Source organism: Paeniglutamicibacter sp. ORCA_105 (assembly GCF_045798545.1).
GTDB classification, from domain to species: Bacteria; Actinomycetota; Actinomycetes; order Actinomycetales; family Micrococcaceae; genus Paeniglutamicibacter; species Paeniglutamicibacter sulfureus.
Genome location: NZ_JBIXLM010000015.1, coordinates 34154 through 52350 on the forward strand (window position 1 = coordinate 34154; position 18197 = coordinate 52350).

17 protein-coding genes and 1 riboswitch are annotated in these 18197 nt (G+C 66.3%); of the genes, 6 read left to right on the forward strand and 11 right to left on the reverse strand.

All coding sequences use genetic code 11. The features are described 5' to 3' along the window. Nucleotides 1-14 precede the first annotated feature (14 nt). Nucleotides 15-1187, reverse strand: coding sequence for a homoserine O-acetyltransferase (locus ACIPUB_RS09420; protein ID WP_407607182.1), 1173 nt, complete (start codon nt 1185-1187; stop codon nt 15-17). Between the two features lie 2 nt (nt 1188-1189). Beyond that, the gene (locus tag ACIPUB_RS09425; RefSeq protein WP_407607137.1) at nt 1190-2533 is read right to left on the reverse strand and encodes a bifunctional o-acetylhomoserine/o-acetylserine sulfhydrylase; all 1344 of its coding nucleotides are present in this window, start codon (nt 2531-2533) and stop codon (nt 1190-1192) included. 73 nt (nt 2534-2606) lie between these two features. Then, nucleotides 2607-2722: riboswitch (SAM riboswitch) on the reverse strand. A 165-nt stretch (nt 2723-2887) separates the two neighbouring features. On the opposite strand from ACIPUB_RS09425, the gene ACIPUB_RS09430 reads away from it, so the two are divergent. Beyond that, nucleotides 2888-3532: a VOC family protein gene (locus ACIPUB_RS09430; protein WP_264268137.1), complete on the forward strand. Its 645-nt coding sequence runs from the start codon at nt 2888-2890 to the stop codon at nt 3530-3532. Between the two features lie 208 nt (nt 3533-3740). Here the strand turns inward: ACIPUB_RS09430 and ACIPUB_RS09435 are convergent, their stop codons facing one another. Continuing rightward, nucleotides 3741-4499, reverse strand: coding sequence for a CPBP family intramembrane glutamic endopeptidase (locus ACIPUB_RS09435; protein WP_407607138.1), 759 nt, complete (start codon nt 4497-4499; stop codon nt 3741-3743). Between the two features lie 118 nt (nt 4500-4617). On the opposite strand from ACIPUB_RS09435, the gene ACIPUB_RS09440 reads away from it, so the two are divergent. Then, on the forward strand, nt 4618-5463 hold the full coding sequence (locus ACIPUB_RS09440) for a phosphotransferase family protein (protein ID WP_407607139.1): 846 nt from the start codon (nt 4618-4620) through the stop codon (nt 5461-5463). 110 nt (nt 5464-5573) lie between these two features. Here the strand turns inward: ACIPUB_RS09440 and arfB are convergent, their stop codons facing one another. From arfB to ACIPUB_RS09480, 8 genes are all read right to left on the reverse strand, one after another. After that, on the reverse strand, nt 5574-5996 hold the full coding sequence (gene arfB / locus ACIPUB_RS09445) for an alternative ribosome rescue aminoacyl-tRNA hydrolase ArfB (protein ID WP_264268140.1): 423 nt from the start codon (nt 5994-5996) through the stop codon (nt 5574-5576). Nucleotides 5997-6155: 159 nt separating this feature from the next. Beyond that, nucleotides 6156-6656 carry a thiol peroxidase gene (gene tpx, locus ACIPUB_RS09450; protein WP_407607140.1) on the reverse strand — a complete coding sequence of 167 codons (501 nt, stop codon included), beginning with the start codon at nt 6654-6656 and terminating at the stop codon, nt 6156-6158. 45 nt (nt 6657-6701) lie between these two features. Then, nucleotides 6702-7901, reverse strand: coding sequence for an imidazolonepropionase (gene hutI, locus ACIPUB_RS09455; RefSeq protein ID WP_407607141.1), 1200 nt, complete (start codon nt 7899-7901; stop codon nt 6702-6704). Beyond that, nucleotides 7898-9145 (reverse strand): formimidoylglutamate deiminase, encoded by a 1248-nt coding sequence (locus tag ACIPUB_RS09460; protein WP_407607142.1) that lies wholly within the window; start codon nt 9143-9145, stop codon nt 7898-7900. The genes hutI and ACIPUB_RS09460 overlap by 4 nt, the downstream gene beginning before the upstream one ends. Further along, the gene (locus tag ACIPUB_RS09465; RefSeq protein WP_407607143.1) at nt 9142-10425 is read right to left on the reverse strand and encodes an allantoate amidohydrolase; all 1284 of its coding nucleotides are present in this window, start codon (nt 10423-10425) and stop codon (nt 9142-9144) included. Before ACIPUB_RS09465 ends, ACIPUB_RS09460 begins: the two co-directional genes overlap by 4 nt. Before the next feature lie 5 nt (nt 10426-10430). Next, nucleotides 10431-11774 carry a YjiH family protein gene (locus ACIPUB_RS09470; RefSeq protein ID WP_407607144.1) on the reverse strand — a complete coding sequence of 448 codons (1344 nt, stop codon included), beginning with the start codon at nt 11772-11774 and terminating at the stop codon, nt 10431-10433. A gap of 33 nt (nt 11775-11807) precedes the next feature. Then, nucleotides 11808-13487 carry a urocanate hydratase gene (gene hutU / locus ACIPUB_RS09475; protein ID WP_407607145.1) on the reverse strand — a complete coding sequence of 560 codons (1680 nt, stop codon included), beginning with the start codon at nt 13485-13487 and terminating at the stop codon, nt 11808-11810. Nucleotides 13488-13582: 95 nt separating this feature from the next. Then, nucleotides 13583-14269 carry an IclR family transcriptional regulator gene (locus tag ACIPUB_RS09480; RefSeq protein ID WP_407607146.1) on the reverse strand — a complete coding sequence of 229 codons (687 nt, stop codon included), beginning with the start codon at nt 14267-14269 and terminating at the stop codon, nt 13583-13585. Between the two features lie 214 nt (nt 14270-14483). On the opposite strand from ACIPUB_RS09480, the gene hutH reads away from it, so the two are divergent. From hutH to ACIPUB_RS09500, 4 genes are all read left to right on the forward strand, one after another. Then, complete coding sequence (gene hutH / locus ACIPUB_RS09485; RefSeq protein ID WP_407607147.1) at nt 14484-16067, forward strand: histidine ammonia-lyase; 1584 nt, start codon at nt 14484-14486, stop codon at nt 16065-16067. 35 nt (nt 16068-16102) lie between these two features. Continuing rightward, the gene (locus ACIPUB_RS09490) at nt 16103-16723 is read left to right on the forward strand and encodes a HutD family protein (RefSeq protein WP_407607148.1); all 621 of its coding nucleotides are present in this window, start codon (nt 16103-16105) and stop codon (nt 16721-16723) included. A 159-nt stretch (nt 16724-16882) separates the two neighbouring features. Then, nucleotides 16883-17539, forward strand: a complete 657-nt coding sequence (locus ACIPUB_RS09495; RefSeq protein ID WP_407607149.1) for a LysE family translocator — start codon at nt 16883-16885, stop codon at nt 17537-17539. 20 nt (nt 17540-17559) lie between these two features. Next, complete coding sequence (locus tag ACIPUB_RS09500; RefSeq protein ID WP_407607150.1) at nt 17560-18165, forward strand: HutD family protein; 606 nt, start codon at nt 17560-17562, stop codon at nt 18163-18165. Nucleotides 18166-18197 lie beyond the last annotated feature (32 nt).

Sequence of the window (18197 nt, forward strand, 5' to 3'; positions counted from 1 at the left end):
CCATGCCCCTTGAGCTATCCGGCGTCGGCCTGAATGCCGGATTCCCGCACGAATACGCGCTCGCCCAGGGCATCGCCAAGTTGCTCGATGTCGGTGAGGAAGCCATCGTGGCCAATCGGCGAGGTGATGTACTGGACCTTGCAGGGATTCGGCAGCAACGCGGCAAGTCGCTCCGACTGCTCGGGCCAATACAGACGGTCCGAATCCACGGCGGCCACCAGGACATTTACCTCTGCCAGTCGCGCAAGGGCGGCCTCGATGGACTCGTGCCCCCTGGCAATGTCATGGCTCATGAGGGCCTCGGTCAGCACCAAATAGCTGTTGGCGTCGAAGCGTCCCACCAACTTGCCTGCCTGATGGTCCAGGTAGCTTTCCACCTGGTATCGACCGCGGTCGAGACCGGGGCTTGAGACGGGCAGTTCGTCGCCCTGCGGCGTCCGCCCGAACCGAACGTCAAGTTCCGTCGCTGTCCGGTAGGTGATGTGGGCAATCCGCCGGGCAATCCCCAACCCGGCCGACGGAATGAGCTCGTTGGCGTAGTAATCGCCGCCGGCGAACTCCGGGTCCAACCTGATGGCGGCGGTCTGCGCCTGTGCGAAGGCGATCTGCTCGGCCGAGGACTCGGCCGCAGCCGCCACCACCACGCAGTTCCTGACGCGTTCGGGGAATTCGACGGCCCATTCCAGGGCACGGGCACCGCCCATGGATCCACCCAGCACCGTGTGCCACGCAGTGATCCCCAGCTCGTCGGCCAGGCGTGCCTCCAGCCGCACCGAATCCTTGATGGTCGTGAACGGGAACCGTGATCCCCAGGGGACCCCGTCCGGGTCAAGGCTGGCCGGGCCGGTGCTGCCGGAGCAACCGCCGACCATGTTGGCTGCAACCACGAAGTATTTATCGGTGTCCACCGTTTTGCCCGGTCCCACAAAGCCGTCCCACCAGCCGGGTTCCGTCGAGGCGCCACGGGCGACATGGCTATCCCCTGTCAGTGCATGGGCGATGAGGACGGCGTTGGAGGCATCGGCATTCAGCGTGCCCCAGGTCTCGTATCCCAGTACGATTTCCGGCAGCGTCGCACCGGTCTCAAACGTATAGGCACCGGTGTGCAGGTGCTGCAGGATGCCGTCGGGGGCGTAGTCCAACGCCGCTGCCGTTTCTGCGTCATAAAGGACCACGTTTGTCTCCACACTCACCGGGTACCCTGAAATTCAACATCGGCCGACGCGGCCACTGATTCGAAGCCAACCTTCAGGTCGGCGATGATGTCGGCAATATTCTCAATGCCGACGCTCAAGCGGACAAGTCCCGGGGACACGCCTGCGGCAACCTGCTCCTCCTCGGTGAGCTGCGCGTGGGTCGTCGACGCCGGGTGGATAACCAGCGAACGCACGTCGCCGAGGTTGGCGACATGGGAGTGAAGCGTCAGCGCGTCGACGAAGCCCTGGCCCGCCTCGCTCCCGCCGGAAATCTCGAACGAAACAATGGCGCCAATGCCCTTGGGGCCATACTTGCGCCCGCGCTCGAACCACGCGCTGGATTCGATCCCCGCGTAGTGGACGCGCTGCACCTGTGGTTGTGCCTCCAGCCATTGTGCAACTTCCACGGCGTTGGAGACGTGGCGCTCCATGCGCAGCGACAGCGTTTCCAGCCCCTGGGCAATCAGGAATGCATTGAACGGGGAAACTGCCGACCCGAGGTCGCGCAGCAGTTGCACGCGTGCCTTGAGGACGTAGGCAAGGTTGGCACCTAGTGCACCGTTGACGCCGAGGTCCCGGGCGAAGACCATGCCGTTGTACGACTCGTCGGGGGTGTTGAAGCCGGGGTACTTCTGCGGGTCGGCGGCAAAGTCGAAATTGCCCGAGTCAACGATGACACCGGCGATTGCCGTTCCGTGTCCACCCAGGTACTTGGTGGCGGAGTGGACCACGATGTCGGCTCCCCACTCGATCGGGCGAATCAGGAACGGCGTGGCCAAGGTGTTGTCAACGATCAACGGCACACCTGCCTCATGCGCAATGGCGGAAACCGCTTCGATGTCCAGCACGTCCTGGCGCGGGTTGGAAACCACTTCGCCGAAGAACGCCTTGGTGTTGGGCTGGACGGCTGATCGCCAGCCTTCCAGGTCATCCGGGTCCGAAACAAAGGTGACTTCGATGCCCAGCTTGCGCAGCGAGTGCTTGAACAGGTTTTGGGTTCCGCCGTAGAGGCTCGGGCTGGCCACGATGTGGTCGCCGGCCTCGGCAAGGTTCAGGATCGAATACGTGGTGGCAGCTTGTCCCGAGGCCAACAGCAGTGCGCCAACTCCTCCTTCGAGGCTGGCGATGCGCTGCTCGACGGCGTCCTGCGTGGGATTGCCGATACGCGTGTAGATCGGTTCGAGCTCGGCCAGCGCAAAACGTGCAGCGGCACTTTCGGCGCTCGGGAACACGAATGACGACGTCTGGTAGATGGGCAGTGCTCGGGCACCGGTTGCGGAGTCGGGCTCCTGCCCCACGTGGATCTGGCGGGTTTCAAAGGACCAGTTGTTAGACATCTCTTCCCCTTCAAGGATTCTAGGGGTATGCCCGAAGCCGACTCCGGCGGTGGCCGTGTCCTGGCTGGGGGCATTCCCGCGCTTGTCCCACGTCATTTTGACGTGGGGCCTGGTCTTCACCCGGGGCACCCCACCGCGGCGGAGGGTTGCCGTTCAGCAAGCCGGGGCTTTCTGCTGAAACTCATGACCTTGTCAATAAGTCTGGCCCAGGGCTTCACATGTTCGCAACCACATCTCAAATTGTGACAAGTTGACGGCAATCGCACTAGCCGCAGACGTTTAAAACAACCAACTGAAACGCAAGTTAGGTGAACCTAAGTCGAGAGCCAGATCACAAAGTGCCATGATGGGCACATGATGAGGTTGGACCATGTAACTTACGCTTGTGGACCCGACGGTCTCGCGGCAACTGCCGCTCGGATCGGCGCGGTTCTTGGACTCGAATCAGTAAAGGGCGGTGTGCACCCACGTTTTGGTACGCGCAATGTCATCTTCCCGCTGAAGAACAACCAGTACCTGGAAGTTGTCGAAGTACTCAACCACCCGTCGTCTGACAAGGCGCCGTTTGGCCAGGCCGTTCGCGCCCGCTCCGAACTCGGGGGTGGCTGGATGGGGTGGTGCGTCGCTGTTGACGACTTGGCTCCAGCCGAGGCACGCCTGGGCCGCGGCTCGGTACCGGGAAACCGGAAATTCCCCGATGGACGGGAACTGACCTGGCGCCAGATCGGCATCAACGGCCTGATTGCGGACCCGCAGGTTCCCTACATGCTTCGCTGGGATGAGGGCACCGAGGATCTGCACCCCTCGAAGGCCCTGGATCCTGTGGGGAAAATTTCCTCAATCTGCATCGCCGGCTCCAGCGAACGTGTCGCCGACTGGCTCGGACAACCCGAGCAGTTGCCCGTTGGCGACGTTGTTGTCGATTGGCAGGCGCCGAACGGGACGCCGGGAATCCTTTCGGTGACCTTTGAGACTCCCACGGGTCCCATCACGCTGTAACAAAGCAGTCATGGGAAGCACTAGCAATGCGGGGGTGTCCGGAGGTGATCCGGACACCCCCGCACTGCTTAATTCCTGGTCTGCTCCGCCGACGGTTTCGGCGCCACACCAAGCGGGGCGCGAGGGATGCCGGTGGGCCTGATTTCCTCGAGCCTATCGATCCGGCCGGAAACCAAAAGTCATCGGCGAAAAGTGATCAAACCGTGCTTTAGGAACCCAACCCGATTGCTGTACCCACCAGCGCATAACCGACGAATCCCGCAACGTCCAGGAACGCGTGGGCGATGACCAGCGGCATGACCCTGCCCTTCCTGGAATACACGTAGCCGAAAACCACACCCATGGCGATGTTCCCGATGAAGGGGCCAATGCCTTGGTACAGGTGGTAGCTGCCCCGAAGCACGGCACTGGCGCAAATGATTTGCCATTTGCCCCAGCCCAGTCGCCCGAGGCGCTCAAAGAGGTACCCGACGACGATGACTTCTTCCAGGATGCCGTGGCGGATCGCGGAGAAGACCAGAATCGGGACCGTCCACCAATAATCGTCCAGGGCTGCCGGCACGATGATCGTGGTCAAGCCGAGCGCACGTCCCAACGCATAGACGCCCAGGGTTCCGATGCCCATGGCCAGGAACAGTCCGATTCCCCAGCCCAGGTCGCGTACCGGCCGCGTCAGGTCAAAGCCCAGCCTGCCAAACGGGTTGCCTCCGGGAATCCTCCAGAGCAGGTAGAACACCAGCATCACCGGCACCAGGGCAAAAAAGATGTCCAGCAGCTGGTAAGTCAGGTCGAAGTACTGGCGTTGGTTCAGTGGGTTGTTCAGCGACGTCGTCTGTGAGCCCAGGGGCGCCCGAGTCATCTTGTCGATGAGGTTCACGATGGCATAGATACCCGATCGGCCCAGGGACAGACCCAGGACAATGAGCAGCTCGATCTTCAGTCCACGGCGCGTAGCGGCGTCAGTCATCGATCTCCCCAACACTTCGCCGAACCGGGTGTTTCCCGACGCTTCCAAACCCATGCGTTCGATCCTACGTGTTGATCCTGTGTACCCACACACCCGTTGACATGCCAGGATGGTTGGGGTGACCCGAGAAGCGCTGCCCCACGAATACGAACTGGCCAACGCCCTTTTCCCGGGCCCGGATTGGAAGGCAGCACGAGTCGATGAGGGCGGACAATTCCACCTCGTGCTGGTGGCCCGCGACCAGGCGGTCATGCGGATGAGTCGCACCGCCGAGGCCGCCGCGGACATGCAACGACGGGTGGACCTGGTTCAGGCGCTGTCGGGCACGTTCAGTTTCCAGTTGCCCACCGCCTTGAGCCAGGTGTGGCAGGGAAAGGATTTCTCCGCCGTCATCCAGCGCTATGTCCCGGGTGCCGCGCACCCACCACACACCGGTGATGTCGTGCGCCTGCGCTCGGTGCTCGAGGAACTAGCTGCCGTCGATGTCCGGCCGTTGGCCACCCTGCTGGCACCGCCGTTTTCCTTTCGGGGGCCATGGACCGCGCAGAAGATCGACGCTACCTTGAAGGCCTTGCCCCCGGACCTCGTCGACGCCGCGCGGCGGGTGCTGGACACCATCCCCGCCTTTGAAACGGTTCCGGCGTCGCTGGTGCATGGGGACCTCGCCGGGCACAACATGCGCTGGCACGACGGCGAACTTCTCGGCGTCCTGGACTGGGACCTGGCCGCCGCTTGGGACCCGGCATTGAACACCGCATATCTGGCCGCATGGCACGGCGCGGACGTCCTTGATGCCATTGCCCCGAGCCAGGAAGAGGCCTGGCGGGCCCGCATTTGGCTCGGAGCCATGGCTCTGGAGAGCGTCTTTGATGCGTCGCTGAATCCGAACAGGGACATCGGTGCGTTGATTCACAAGATCGGGCCGCGCCTCGTGGCAGCGGCAGCTGCAGCCGCCCACGGTTAGACGGCGTTCGGCTTCAGGTCACCGACATTGTCGGGGTCATTCGCGGGGATGCCGTCCGATCAGGGATACCGTCCGTGTGAGCGTGCGGCCACGGGAAACGAGTCAGGGATCTACTCGGCGGTGGGCCGTCGCCGCTGCCGTTTCGTTTCCGAGCGCTGGCCCTTCGCTGCCAGACGCCGCTGCTTCGAACCGCGGGTGGGCTTGGTCGCGCGTCGGCGGGCCGGTTCGGGGGCCAGGCCGGAGGCCACCAGTTCTGCGAGTTTGCGCAGGGCGGTATCACGATTGCGAAGCTGGGAGCGCTGCTCCGAGGCCGACACGGTGATCACCCCGTCAATGAGGCGACGCTCCAGGCGGGTGGCCAGCAACATCCGCTGGGTTTCGGTGAGCACCAACGAGTCGGTGACGTTCCAGAAGAGTTCGACGCGGCTGTCGGATGTGTTGACGTGTTGGCCGCCGGGTCCCGAGGAACGTGAGAACCGCCAGCCCAATTCCGCTGCGGGAATCGTGAGCGCGGGCGACACCAACAGATCCATGACTTAAGTGTTGCACGGTGTGACAACGGCCGATGCAACCAGCTCGGTGCCGCCCTCCCGATTACTGCCACCCGGTCGCGCGTCCGGACACGAAAAAGGAGGCCGGGTCCGGATCCAGGAAAAATCCTGGATCCTGGACCCGGCCCCTCGGCCTGCGCGTTAGTTGGAGAGTGCCGCGACGGCTGCGTCGTAGTTCGGCTCGTTGGCGATTTCGCCAACGACCTCGGTGTGCAGGACCGCACCGTTTTCGTCCAGGACGACGATCGCGCGGGCCAGCAGGCCCTGCATCGGGCCATCGCCCAGGGTGAGGCCGAACTCGGAACCGAAGTCGGAACGGAAGGTCGAGGCCGTAACCACGTTTTCAATGCCTTCGGCACCGCAGAAGCGGCCCAGGGCGAACGGAAGGTCGGCCGAGGCGCAGACGACTGCAGTGTTCTCGAGTCCCGAGGCCAGCTCGTTGAAGCGGCGGACCGAGGAGGCGCAGACGCCGGTGTCGATGGACGGGAAGATGTTGAGCACGACGCGCTTGCCGCGCAGCTCGGTGCTGGTGACATCGCCGAGGTCGGCGCCCGTGAGGGTGAAGTCGGGGGCGGTTTCGCCTACGGCGGGCAGTTCGCCAACGGTCTGGACGGGGGTACCTCTGAGTGCAGTAATAGCCATGTGTTCTTGTCTATCACGAACGCACAGGCCAACGCGAAGAATACGCTAGAGGCGTCCTGCCGCCAGCACCCCTGCCCGGAACACCGGACCGGCGAGGTTCATGCCCGGCCGGTAGGCCAGGTGCGCCACGGCCGGGGCGTTGAGCAGCTGGATATCCGCCCGCTTGCCCACTTCGAGGGACCCCACCAGATCCTGCACGCCGAGGGCGAGCGCTCCCCCATAGGTGGCAGCCGTGATGGCTTCCTCAATGCTCAGGTGCATCTGCAAAACGGCCGTGGCCACACAAAACGCCATCGACGAGGTGTAGGAGGTCCCCGGATTGCAATTCGAGGCCAAGGCGATCTGCACCCCGGCATCGATCAATTCGCGGCCCGGCGCCAGCGGCTGGCGGGTCGACAGGTCGCAGGCCGGCAGACAGGTCGCCACGGTACCGGCAGTCCCGCTCCGTGAGCCGGCATCCCATTTTTTCCAGGAGCCGGCGAGCGCCGTCACATCGGCTTCATCAAGGTAGTTCACGTGGTCAACGCTCGCCGCGCCGAACTCCACCGCCAGCCGGGTGCCGGGGCCCGGTCCCAGCTGGTTGCCGTGTACGCGCAGACCCAGCCCGGCCTTCGCGCAGGCCTCGAGCACCTGGCGCGATTGGGCTTCGTTGAAGGCACCGCGTTCGCAGAAGACATCCGCGAATTGTGCGTAAGGGGCCACGCGCTCGAGCATTTCGCCGCAGACCAGGTCGGTGTATTCCTGGGCGTCCATTCCGGCCGGGACCAGATGGGCACCGAGGAACGTCACCGTATCCACCACAGTGGAGGCGATCCGGGCATGCCGGGTTTCTTCTTCCACGCTCAATCCGTAACCGGTCTTGGTTTCCAGGTAGGTGGTGCCCCCGGCCAGCGCCTCTGCCGCCCGGCCCAGCAGCAGCCGGGTGAGGTCATAGTCGCTGGCGGCCCGGGTGGCGGCGGTGGTCACGGCGATGCCGCCGGCCGCGTAGTCCTGCCCGGCCATGCGGGCGACGAACTCCTGGCTGCGGTCCCCCGCGAAGACCAGGTGCGTGTGCGAGTCGACCCAGCCCGGCAGCGCGGCCCGGTGGCCGGCGTCGATGGTTTCGTCGGCGTCGGGTGCTTCGGCTGCTTCCCCGATCCACGCGATCTTGTCGCCGTCAATGAGGATTGCAGCGTCCTTGATGACGGTCTGGGTGGCGTCCGCGGTGAAGATCTCGGACAGGTTGGTGATCAGCGTGGTGCTCATGAAAACTCCGGGTAGGTCTCGAAGAAGGCTGCGTAGAGTTCGGCGGGGTCGCCGAGTCGGGTGTGGATGCCGTTGCGGGCGACCAGTTCCCCGTTGATGTGTACCTCGGCGATGTCGGCGGCCGTGGCGGTGAGCGGAAGCTGGCTGGTGCGGGATCCGGCGGTGCGGACCGAATCGGTGGCCACGACCAGGTGGTCGTCGTTCGCCGGAAGGCCCAGCGAACGCAATCCACCTTCCCGGGCGGCGGCGGAAATCTCCGCGGGAGAGAACCGCCCGCGTTCTCCGCTGCGCAGCCGCTCCCCGTGTTCAAGGGCACGCTGTTCCAGGTAGGGATCGAGCACCGCGTGCTGGTCGCTGCCCAGGGCGATCTGGGCGCCCGAATCGGCGAGCTCGCGGGCCGGGCCGATGCCGTCTCCCAGGTCCGCCTCCGTGGTGGGGCACATGACGATGTTTGCCATTCCCCAACCGAGCGCCTCGATGTCCGCCTCGCTCAGGTGGGTTGCGTGCACTGCGGAGAGCCGTGGCTTGATCAGCCCTGTTTTTTCAAGCAACCCGGTGGGGCTGAGCCCGTAGGCGGCTTGGCAGGCTTGGTTCTCCGCGGGCTGTTCGGACAGGTGGATGTGCAGTGGTTGTTCGCGGTCCAGATGGTGGCGAATGTATTCGAGGTCATCCGGTGCCACGGCCCGCACCGAGTGGATGGCCGCACCCAGGGTGAGCAGCCCGGTGCCCGCGTCAAGGTCCTTCAACGCGGTGCCCAGGCGCCCGTGGCGTTCGAGCCACCCGGCTGCGGTCCCGTCACTGAAGCGCCGCTGGGTCTCATCGAGTTCCAGCACGGACCCGTCGGGCCCCAGGCCACCTTGCAGGTAGCAGGTGTCGAGCAGCACCAGGCGAATGCCCGCGGCCAGGGCTGCCCTCCCCAGTGCGAGTTCCATGGCATGCGGCTCGGAGTCCGGGCCGGCCGCACCGTAGGGTGTCCCGTCGCTGCGGTGGTGCAGGTAGTGGAATTCCCCCACGGCGCTGTACCCGGCGCATGCCATCTCCGCGAAGACGGCGGTGGCAAGCTGCTGGTATGCGGCCGGGGTCAGCGAGTGGGCGGAGGCGTACATGTGCTCGCGCCAGGTCCAGAAGGTCCCCGCTCCCCCGTGTTCGCCCTCGTGGGTGCGCCCGCGGAGGATCCGGTGGAAGGCGTGGGAGTGCGCGTTCACCGGTGCCGGCACGCGCACGGTGTTCGATGGCAGGCTCACAGCAGGTCCTCCAGCACGTCGGCGAGCGCCGCGACGCCGGCAGCCGCGTCGTGGTGTTCCACGTATTCCTCCGGCGAGTGGCTGATGCCCGAGGGATTGCGCACGTAGATCATTCCGGAGGGAACCTCGGCGGCGAGCACGCCGGCATCGTGTCCGGCCCCGGTGGGAAGCAGCGGCGCCGTGGGCTCGCGCCGGTGCACGGATTTCTCCAGCGCACGGGTCAGGGTCGGGTCGAAGTTCACGGTCCCGGAGAGGGATTCCTCGGTGAGCGCCACCGAGCAGCCCTCGAAGGCGGCGATCTTCTGGGCCTGGCCGTGGATCTTTTCCACCAGCATCGCGGTGACCGCGTCATCGGGGTGGCGCACATCCAGCCAGAGGTCGACCCGGGAGGCGATCACGTTGGTGCCACCGGGAACAGGTTCGAGCCGGCCCACGGTGGCCCGGGCATCGGCCTGGGTGCGCGCGACCTCGCGGACCTTGACCACCAGCTGCGCGGCGGCGACCATGGGGTCGGCGCGGTCCACCATCAGCGTGGTGCCGGCGTGGTTTCCCTGCCCGGAGAAGCTCAACCGCCAGCGCCCATGCCCCAGGATGGAGCTGCCGATGGCCACCGCCGGTCCGCGTCCGGCGGCGTCGGTGTGTTCCTCGGTGTTCAGCCCGCGCCCCTGCTCCACGTGCAGCTCGATGAAGTCCCCGATGCTGGCCAGTGCTGCGTCGTCCCGGCCCATGCGTGCCGGGTCAAGGCCGTTGGAGGAGGCAACGTCGGCGAAGGTGTTCCCGTCGGCGTCGCGCAGGTTCAGCGCCTTGGCCGGGTCGATGGCCCCGGTGAGCAGCCTCGAGCCCAGGCAGGCCACGCCGAAGCGCGAGCCCTCCTCTTCCGGGAAGACGGTCAGGGCCAGTGCCCGGTTGCGCTGCAGCGAGCCTTCGGCCTCGCGCGCCGCGAGCACGTCGAAGGCGGCCAAGGCGCTGGCCACCCCGAGCGGGCCGTCAAACGCCCCGCCCCCGGGCACCGAGTCCAGGTGGGAGCCGGTGACCAGGGCGCCGCGGCGAGAGGCCTCGTCCTTGGGCGAGCCGGGCATATCCCACCAGGCCCAGATGATGCCGTTGACGTCGGTGGACACCTCCAGGGACCGGGCTTGGGCCTCGGCAATGAACCATTCGCGCAGCGTGGTTTCCGCCGGCGAATACACGGGGCGCGAGTAGCCCCCGCGGGTGTTGTCGCGGCCGATGTCGTTGATGGCCGCCAGCAGCGAGTTGACGGTGTGGGTTTGCACGTTCATGATTCCTATCTGCCGACCATGAGGAAGGCAACGGGGCTGGCGATGAGCAGGGTCAGGGCGACGCGCTGGGCCCAGATGACGACCAGGTGCCAGACCTTCAGCGGGATCCTGGTGGCGAGGATGCACGGCACCACGGCGGAGAAGAAGATGATGGCAGAGACACACACTACCCCGATGACCAGGCGCAGGTGCTCGGATTCGTGGCCCGCCACCACGGTGGCCGGCAGGAACATCTCGGCGATGCCCACGGCGGAGGCCTTGGCGGCCAGCACCGGATCGGGCAGGCCCACGGCCCAGGTGATCGGCACGAAGATGTAGCCGAGCCAGTCGAAGATCGGGGTGAAGCGGGCCAGCAGCAACCCGAGCAGCCCCACCGAGAGGATCGAGGGCAGGATCGCCATGGCCATGAGCACCCCGTCGCGGAAGTTCACCCAGATGTTGCGCCCCAGCGAGGGGGCGTCCGCGAGCGTGCCCATGGCCTCGTTCCAGGCGGTGGCCAGGCGGCGGGTGGTGACCTTTTCCTCCGGCGAGGCCACCGCTTGCGGGTAGTAGTCGTCCTTGATGCGGCTGAGCGGGGGGAGCCGGACGACGATGGCGGTGACCAGGAAGGTGACGCCGAAGGAGAGGAAGAAGTAGGGCAGCCACAGGTGCATGATGTCCAGCGTCTTGGCCACGATCACCATGAAGGTGACCGAGACGGTGGAGAACCCGGTGGCGATGATGGCCGATTCCCGGGCGGTGTAGCGCCCGGACTGGTACATCCGGTCGGTGATCAGCAGGCCCAGCGAGTAGCTGCCCACGAAGGAGGCGACGGCGTCGACGGCCGAGCGGCCCGGGGTGCGCCAGATCGGGCGCATGACCCGCTGGACCAGCACGCCGACGAATTCCATCAGCCCGTAGCCCACGAGCAGGGCCAGGAAGATGGCCCCCACCGGAACGATCATGCCCACGGGGATCACGAGCTTGTCGAAGAGGAAGGGTCCCAAATCCGGCTCGAAAAGCAGCGCCGGGCCGGCGTTGAACACCAGCATGGCGCCGACCACCAGGCCGATGATGTTCAGGAACGCGAACACCTTCTTGATGCCCGATTCACGCCAGCGTCCGGAGGCGAAGGGGTAGATGGTCCCGGCAACGATGAGCGCCAGCGCCACGAAGCGCACCGCCTCGCCGAGCCCGGCGATGATCCAGCCGACCAGGTGGTCCAGCGGGATCGTTTCCTTGCCGCCGATGTTGATCGGGATGAAGAACATGAAGACGCCGATGAGGCTGTAGACGAAGAATCGCCACTTGCCCCGCGGCCTGGCGGCGGTGCGTTGGACATCGAGCTCGGTGTTGTTCGTTCCAGACATGGGAGTTGTCCTTTTCGAGTGGGATTGGGGGGCTTATGGGGCCATCGGGATGTGGACGCCGCGCTCGTGCGCGACCTCGATGGCGCGCTCGTACCCGGCATCCACGTGGCGGATCACGCCCATGCCCGGGTCGTTGGTCAGCAGCGCCTCCAGCTTGGCCGCAGCCAGCTCTGAGCCGTCGGCGACGGAGACCTGTCCGGCGTGGATGGAGCGGCCGATGCCGACCCCGCCGCCGTGGTGGATGGAGACCCAGGTGGCACCGGAGGACGTGGCGGTCAGGGCGTTGAGCAGCGGCCAGTCGGCGATGGCGTCCGAGCCGTCCTTCATGGCCTCGGTCTCGCGGTAGGGGGATGCCACGGAACCGGAATCAAGGTGGTCGCGGCCGATCACGATCGGCGCGGAGACCTTGCCCTCGGCGACCAGCTTGTTGAACAGCACCCCGGCCTTGGCACGGTCGCCGTAGCCCAGCCAGCAGATACGTGCCGGCAGGCCCTCGAACTCCACGTGCTCGGCCGCGGCATCCAGCCAGCGGTGCAGGTGTTCGTTTTCCGGGAAGAGTTCCTTCAGTGCCTCGTCGGTGACGCGGATGTCCTCCGGGTCCCCGGACAGGGCGACCCAGCGGAACGGGCCAAGGCCCTCGCAGAAGAGCGGGCGGATGTAGGCCGGGACGAATCCCGGGAATTCGAACGCGCGGTCGTATCCGCCCTGGCGGGCCTCGTCCCGGATGGAGTTGCCGTAGTCGAAGACCTCGGCGCCGATGTCCTGGAAGCCGACCATGGCCTCCACGTGGGCGGCCATGGAGGCCTGGGCCTTCTTGGTGAAGCCTGCCGGGTCGGCCTTGGCCTCGGCGTCCCACTGTTCCAGCGTGTATTCCACCGGCAGGTAGGACAGCGGGTCGTGGGCGCTGGTCTGGTCGGTGACGATGTCGAAGGAGACCTCGCCGGCCTTCTGGCGACGCAGCAGCTCGGGGAAGACCTCTGCGGCGTTGCCGACGTAGCCCACCGAGAGCGCACGGCCCTCGTTCTTCGCTGCGGTGACCTTGGCCAGGGCGGCGTCCAGGTCCAGTTCGACCTCGTCGAGGTAGCGCTTGCCGGCGCGCCGGCGCAGCCGCTCCTCGGAGACATCGACGATCAGCACTGCTCCGCCGTTCAGCGTGACGGCCAGCGGCTGGGCACCGCCCATGCCGCCGCAGCCTCCGGTCAGCGTCAGGGTGTTGGCCAGCGTGCCGTTGAAGCGCTTCGCGCCGATGGCGGCGAAGGTCTCGTAGGTGCCCTGCAGGATGCCCTGGGTGCCGATGTAGATCCAGGACCCGGCGGTCATCTGGCCGTACATCATCAGGCCCTCGGCCTCGAGCTTGCGGAATTCGGGCCAGGTGGCCCAGTCCCCCACCAGGTTGGAGTTGGCGATCAGCACGCGCGGCGCCCACTTGTTGGTGCGGAAGACACCGACGGGCTTGCCCGACTGGATCAGCAGCGTCTCGTCCTCCTCCAGGTCCGTCAGCGTCTTGATGATGGCATCGTAGGCTTCCCAGGAACGGGCGGCACGTCCGGTGCCGCCGTAGACGACCAGGTCCTCGGGGCGTTCGGCGACCTCCGGGTCCAGGTTGTTCATCAGCATGCGCAGCGGGGCTTCGGTGGCCCAGGACTTGGCTGTCAGCTTGGTGCCGCGCGGGGCACGGATGACGCGGGACGGATCGTGTTGGGTGAAGCTCATGTGGTGTTTCTCCTTGTCGGTGGTGCTGAATCTGGTGGTGCCCCGTGGGTTGTCGCGGGGGCGCTTCGAAGGGCAGGGGGGGGTTGGTGCTCCGGCTAGCTGCCGACTGCGGTGCCCAGCAGCGCGTGGGCCTCGGCGGCAACCAGCTGGCCGATGCGTTGAACCTCTTCCGGGTTCATCCGGTAGCTGGGTGCCACCACGGATATCGCTGCAACGGGTCCGCCGTCCACGGCCGCTCCGGCTGCCCCGAGCTGCCGCAGCGGAGCGGCGATGGCCGTGACATCGGCCTCGACTCCCTTGTCGGAAACCACGTACCCGGCATCCGGGGTGTTTCCGGCGAACACGACTCCCAGGCTTGAGCCGGCCAGCGGGACACTGCGGCCCACCCAGGAAGCGTGGCGCACCGAGTGGGTGCCCTCGGCGATGGCCAGGTACACGGCGTGGTCGCTTCCCGTGCCCTGGTGTCCGCGCACCGAAAGGTAGGCGGATTCGCCGGTCGCGTCGACCAGTCGCTGCAGTGCCGGTGCTGCCAGGTGGATCAGCGATTCGTGGCTCAACGCCTGGGCGCCGAGCTGCACGAGGCGCAGGCCGGGCCGGTATTCGCCGTCCGCGTCCTTGCGCACGAAACCGCTGTTCTCCAGGGTGCGCAGCAGGCGCAGGGCCGTGGAGGCCGAGAGTTCGGTCCCGCGGGAGACCTCAGCCAGCGATACGGCCCCGGCATCGCAAACCGCCCCCAGAAGTTGCAGGGCTCGTTCCACGGTTCGGGTTGCCGGTTCTGCCACGGTGTTCCTCCATGTTGGTGATTCGGTGTGTGGAATTGCTCCAAGGAGGGGTGCCGTTCGGCGCTCCCGGGCAAAATTCCCGCCCCAGGGGCTTGCCCCGGGACCACGTGATGCGTTTCACTTATTGAAACGCTAATTTCATCCCTTGGCAAGTGTTTGCGAGACCCGGATCACACGGAACCTCGAAAACCCCGCCTGTCAGAAGGAAAAATCCATGAATCCCAACATCACCATTTCCACCGGCGCCGTCACCGTCTCCACCGGCGCATTGCTTCCGCACGATGTCGTCAAGGTCGCCCGCCACTTGGCCCCGGTCGAGCTTTCCTCCGAGTCGCTCGCCGCCATGGCTGAATCCCGCACCGTCATCGACGCGCTGGTCACCGACACGGTCCCGCACTACGGGGTTTCCACCGGGTTCGGCGCACTGGCCACCAAGCAGATCCCGATCGAGCTGCGCGCCCAGCTGCAGCGCTCGCTGATCCGTTCGCACGCCGCCTCCTCCGGCGCGGAGGTGCCCCGCGAGGTCATCCGCGGACTCATGCTCAACCGCCTCTCCACCATGGCCACCGGCCGCACCGGCGTGCGCCCCGTCGTCGCCCGGACCTACGCCGCGCTGTTGAACGCACAGATCACCCCGGTCATTGGCGAATACGGATCGCTGGGCTGCTCCGGGGACCTGGCCCCGCTCTCGCACTGCGCCCTGGCCGTCATGGGCGAGGGCAAGGTCCGCAATGCCGCCGGCGAACTCGTCGATGCCTCCGCGGCACTGGCAGCGGCCGGCATCGAGCCGGTCGTGCTGGCCGAGAAGGAAGGCCTGGCGCTGATCAACGGCACCGACGGCATGCTCGGCATGCTACTCATGGCCGCCGCAGACCTGCGCGACCTGGTGACCATCGCGGACCTCTCCGCCGCCATGAGCGTCGAGGGCCTGTTGGGCACCGACGATGTCTTCGCCGCCGACCTGCATGCGCTGCGCCCGCACCCGGGACAGATCGACTCCGCCGCCAACATGCGCGCAGTGCTCGCCGGCTCCGCGCTGCTGGCCGAGCAGAAGGCCGGGGCGCACAAGTTCACCCGCGTGCAGGACGCCTACTCGCTGCGTTGCGCACCGCAGGTCCACGGCGCGGTGCGCGCCACCCTGGCCCACGCCGAATCCGTCGCGTCCATCGAGTTGGCTTCGGCCATCGACAACCCGGTGGTCACCGTTGACGGCCGCGTCGAATCCAACGGAAACTTCCACGGCGCACCGATGGGCTACGTGCTGGACTTCCTGGCCATCGCCGTCGCGGACCTGGCCTCGATCTCCGAGCGCCGCACCGACCGCTTCCTGGACACCGCCCGCAGCCACGGCCTGAACGCCTTCCTGGCCGACGACCCGGGGGTCGACTCCGGGCACATGATCGCCCAGTACACCGCGGCCGGCATCGTCTCCGAGCTCAAGCGCCTGGCCGTTCCCGCCTCGGTGGACTCCATCCCGTCCTCCGCGATGCAGGAAGACCACGTCTCCATGGGCTGGCACGCCGGGCTCAAGTTGCGCAAGGGCATCGACGGGCTCGCACGCGTTCTGGCCATCGAATTGCTCACCAGCTCCCGCGCCCTGGACATGCGTGACGGCGGCCTGGCCACCACCAAGTCCTCTCCCGTCATCACCGCGGTGCGCGAGGCGATCCGCACCAAGGTCGAGGGCCCGGGCACGGACCGCTTCATCTCCCCGGAAATCGAGTCCGTGTTCCAGCTGGTGACCGACGGCTCGTTGCTGGCCGCCGCGAACTCGGCCGCCGAAAGCCCACTGGCCTAGCTAGCTCCCCCGCCGCCGAACGGCAGGATCATTTGATGGAAAAGGAACGGAACCGGGCGTTGCTCCCCGGCAGCGTCGTGGCCTACTCCGGACTGCGTCCGGCGCCTTGGCGCAACGGCGGCGGGGTGACCCGGCAGGTCCTCTCGGGGAAGCTGGCCGGCAACGGATCCCTGGAGCCCGTGTCGGGGGACGACTGGGACTGGCGGATCAGCATCGCCGAGGTGGACAGCGACGGGGACTTCTCGGCATTTGGCGGGATGTCCCGGATCCTGACGGTCATCGAGGGCGAAGGCCTGGCGCTAACGATCGACGGGCTCGAAAGGTGGCTGCCGAGGTACACGGCGCTGGGCTTCGACGGCGGGTCGGCCACGAGTGCCAAGTTGCCGGCCGGGCCGATCCGCGACCTGAACCTGATGACCCACACCGGGACCGTCAACGGTCAGGTTTCCATCGTGGAACTGTCCGGGGAACACCCTGCGCGCCTGACCGGCGGCCAGGTCGGCATCCTGCTCCAGGGCGAGGCCAGACTGGCGACCGCCGATGGCCGCGAGCGGGACCTTGAACGCTACGACACCGTCGTAGGCGGCGGGGAACCAACGACAGAGATCCGCGGCAGCGGACTGATGGCCGTGCTATCGATGGAAGCGGCTTCATAAAAGGCGCCGTCAATTGGATCGGGCCGCAGCGCAACGTCACAAGCCCATCCCGCTTTTGGTTGCCGGTCCACGGCGCCGGCAACCCTGATTCCAATAACACTCATGGATTCGGCTAATCCGGTTTCACGCCGGGGCAGGCCAAGCCAGATAATGGTACCCATGCTGTCTTCTTCTCTCCTTGGCTTCGCAGGGGTCGCGCTTGTCGTGGTGTTGGCCCCGGGCCCCGACACCTTCCTGGCCCTGCGCTATGCCCTGAATCGCCCGCGCAACGGAATCGCCGCCGCGCTGGGCATGATGACTTCCATCATGGGTTGGGCGGCCCTGGCCGGTCTGGGTGTTGCGGCGCTGCTGCAGACCTACCCGGCCATCCACCAGGGAATCGCCCTCGTCGGCGGCGCATACCTGCTCTACCTCGGGATAGGTTCGCTGATCAGGGCCCAGTTCCTGGCCCGCGCGGCGGCAGCCACGGCCCGCACCACCACCCGGTCGGCCACCGTCGCCGGTACCGAATACACCTTCTTCCAGTCGGTGCGGGCGGGAATGATTTCCGCGGCCTTGAACCCGAAGCTGGGATTGCTTTTCCTGGCGCTGATGCCGCAGTTCATTCCCGTCGGATCCAACATGCTGGGTTCCGCGATGCTCCTCGGCGGGATATTCGCACTCATGGGATTTGCCTACCTGGCGTTGCTGACCGCCATCGCGGCCCGGGCCATGGCCTGGTTCAAGAGCCCGACCGTGGGCATCTGGCTGGAACGCGTTTCATCTGCGGCGTTGGCCATCATGGGCGCGGTGGTGCTCATCGGGGCATTCCGCTAGTTCCCACTAGACTTCATGTCATGACGACGACGAACCGGTCATTGGCAACCGGAACAATTCTGCATCTGACCGACTCCACCAAGCGGAAATGGGCCCAGGGGGAAGTCCGGGAAATCGCCGCCGGAAAACTGGGACCCGACTCGAACCTGTTGCCGGCCGAGGGCAAGGAATGGGATTGGCGCCTGAGCGTGGCTTCCATCGAGGCCGCCGGGGATTTCACCCCCTATGGCGGATTCGACCGAACGCTGACCGTGATTGCCGGCGAACTGCTCGAACTGACCATCGACGGTTCAGCGCATGCGGTGGAGGCTCTTCGCCCCTTGAAGTTCGCCGGCGGCAGCACCGTGGCCGCGGCACTGCCCACGGGCGACGTGCTGGCGCTGAACCTGATCACGCGCACCGGTGCGGTGCGCGGCAACGTGCGCATCGTGGAATTGTCGAAGAAGCGCGAACAGCATCTCTTCGGTGCCCAGTTCGGCGTGATGCTGCAGGGCAAGGCAACCGTGCTTCGCGGGGAATCGGAAGAACCCCTCGAGCTGCGCGACTCCGTGATCGGCGGGGAGGAAGACTCTCCACGCATCAGCGGCCGCGGCTTCATGGCCGTGGTGTCCCTCGACCTGCCGTAACGACCCGGGCCGGGGGCCGTTGAAGCCCTCGA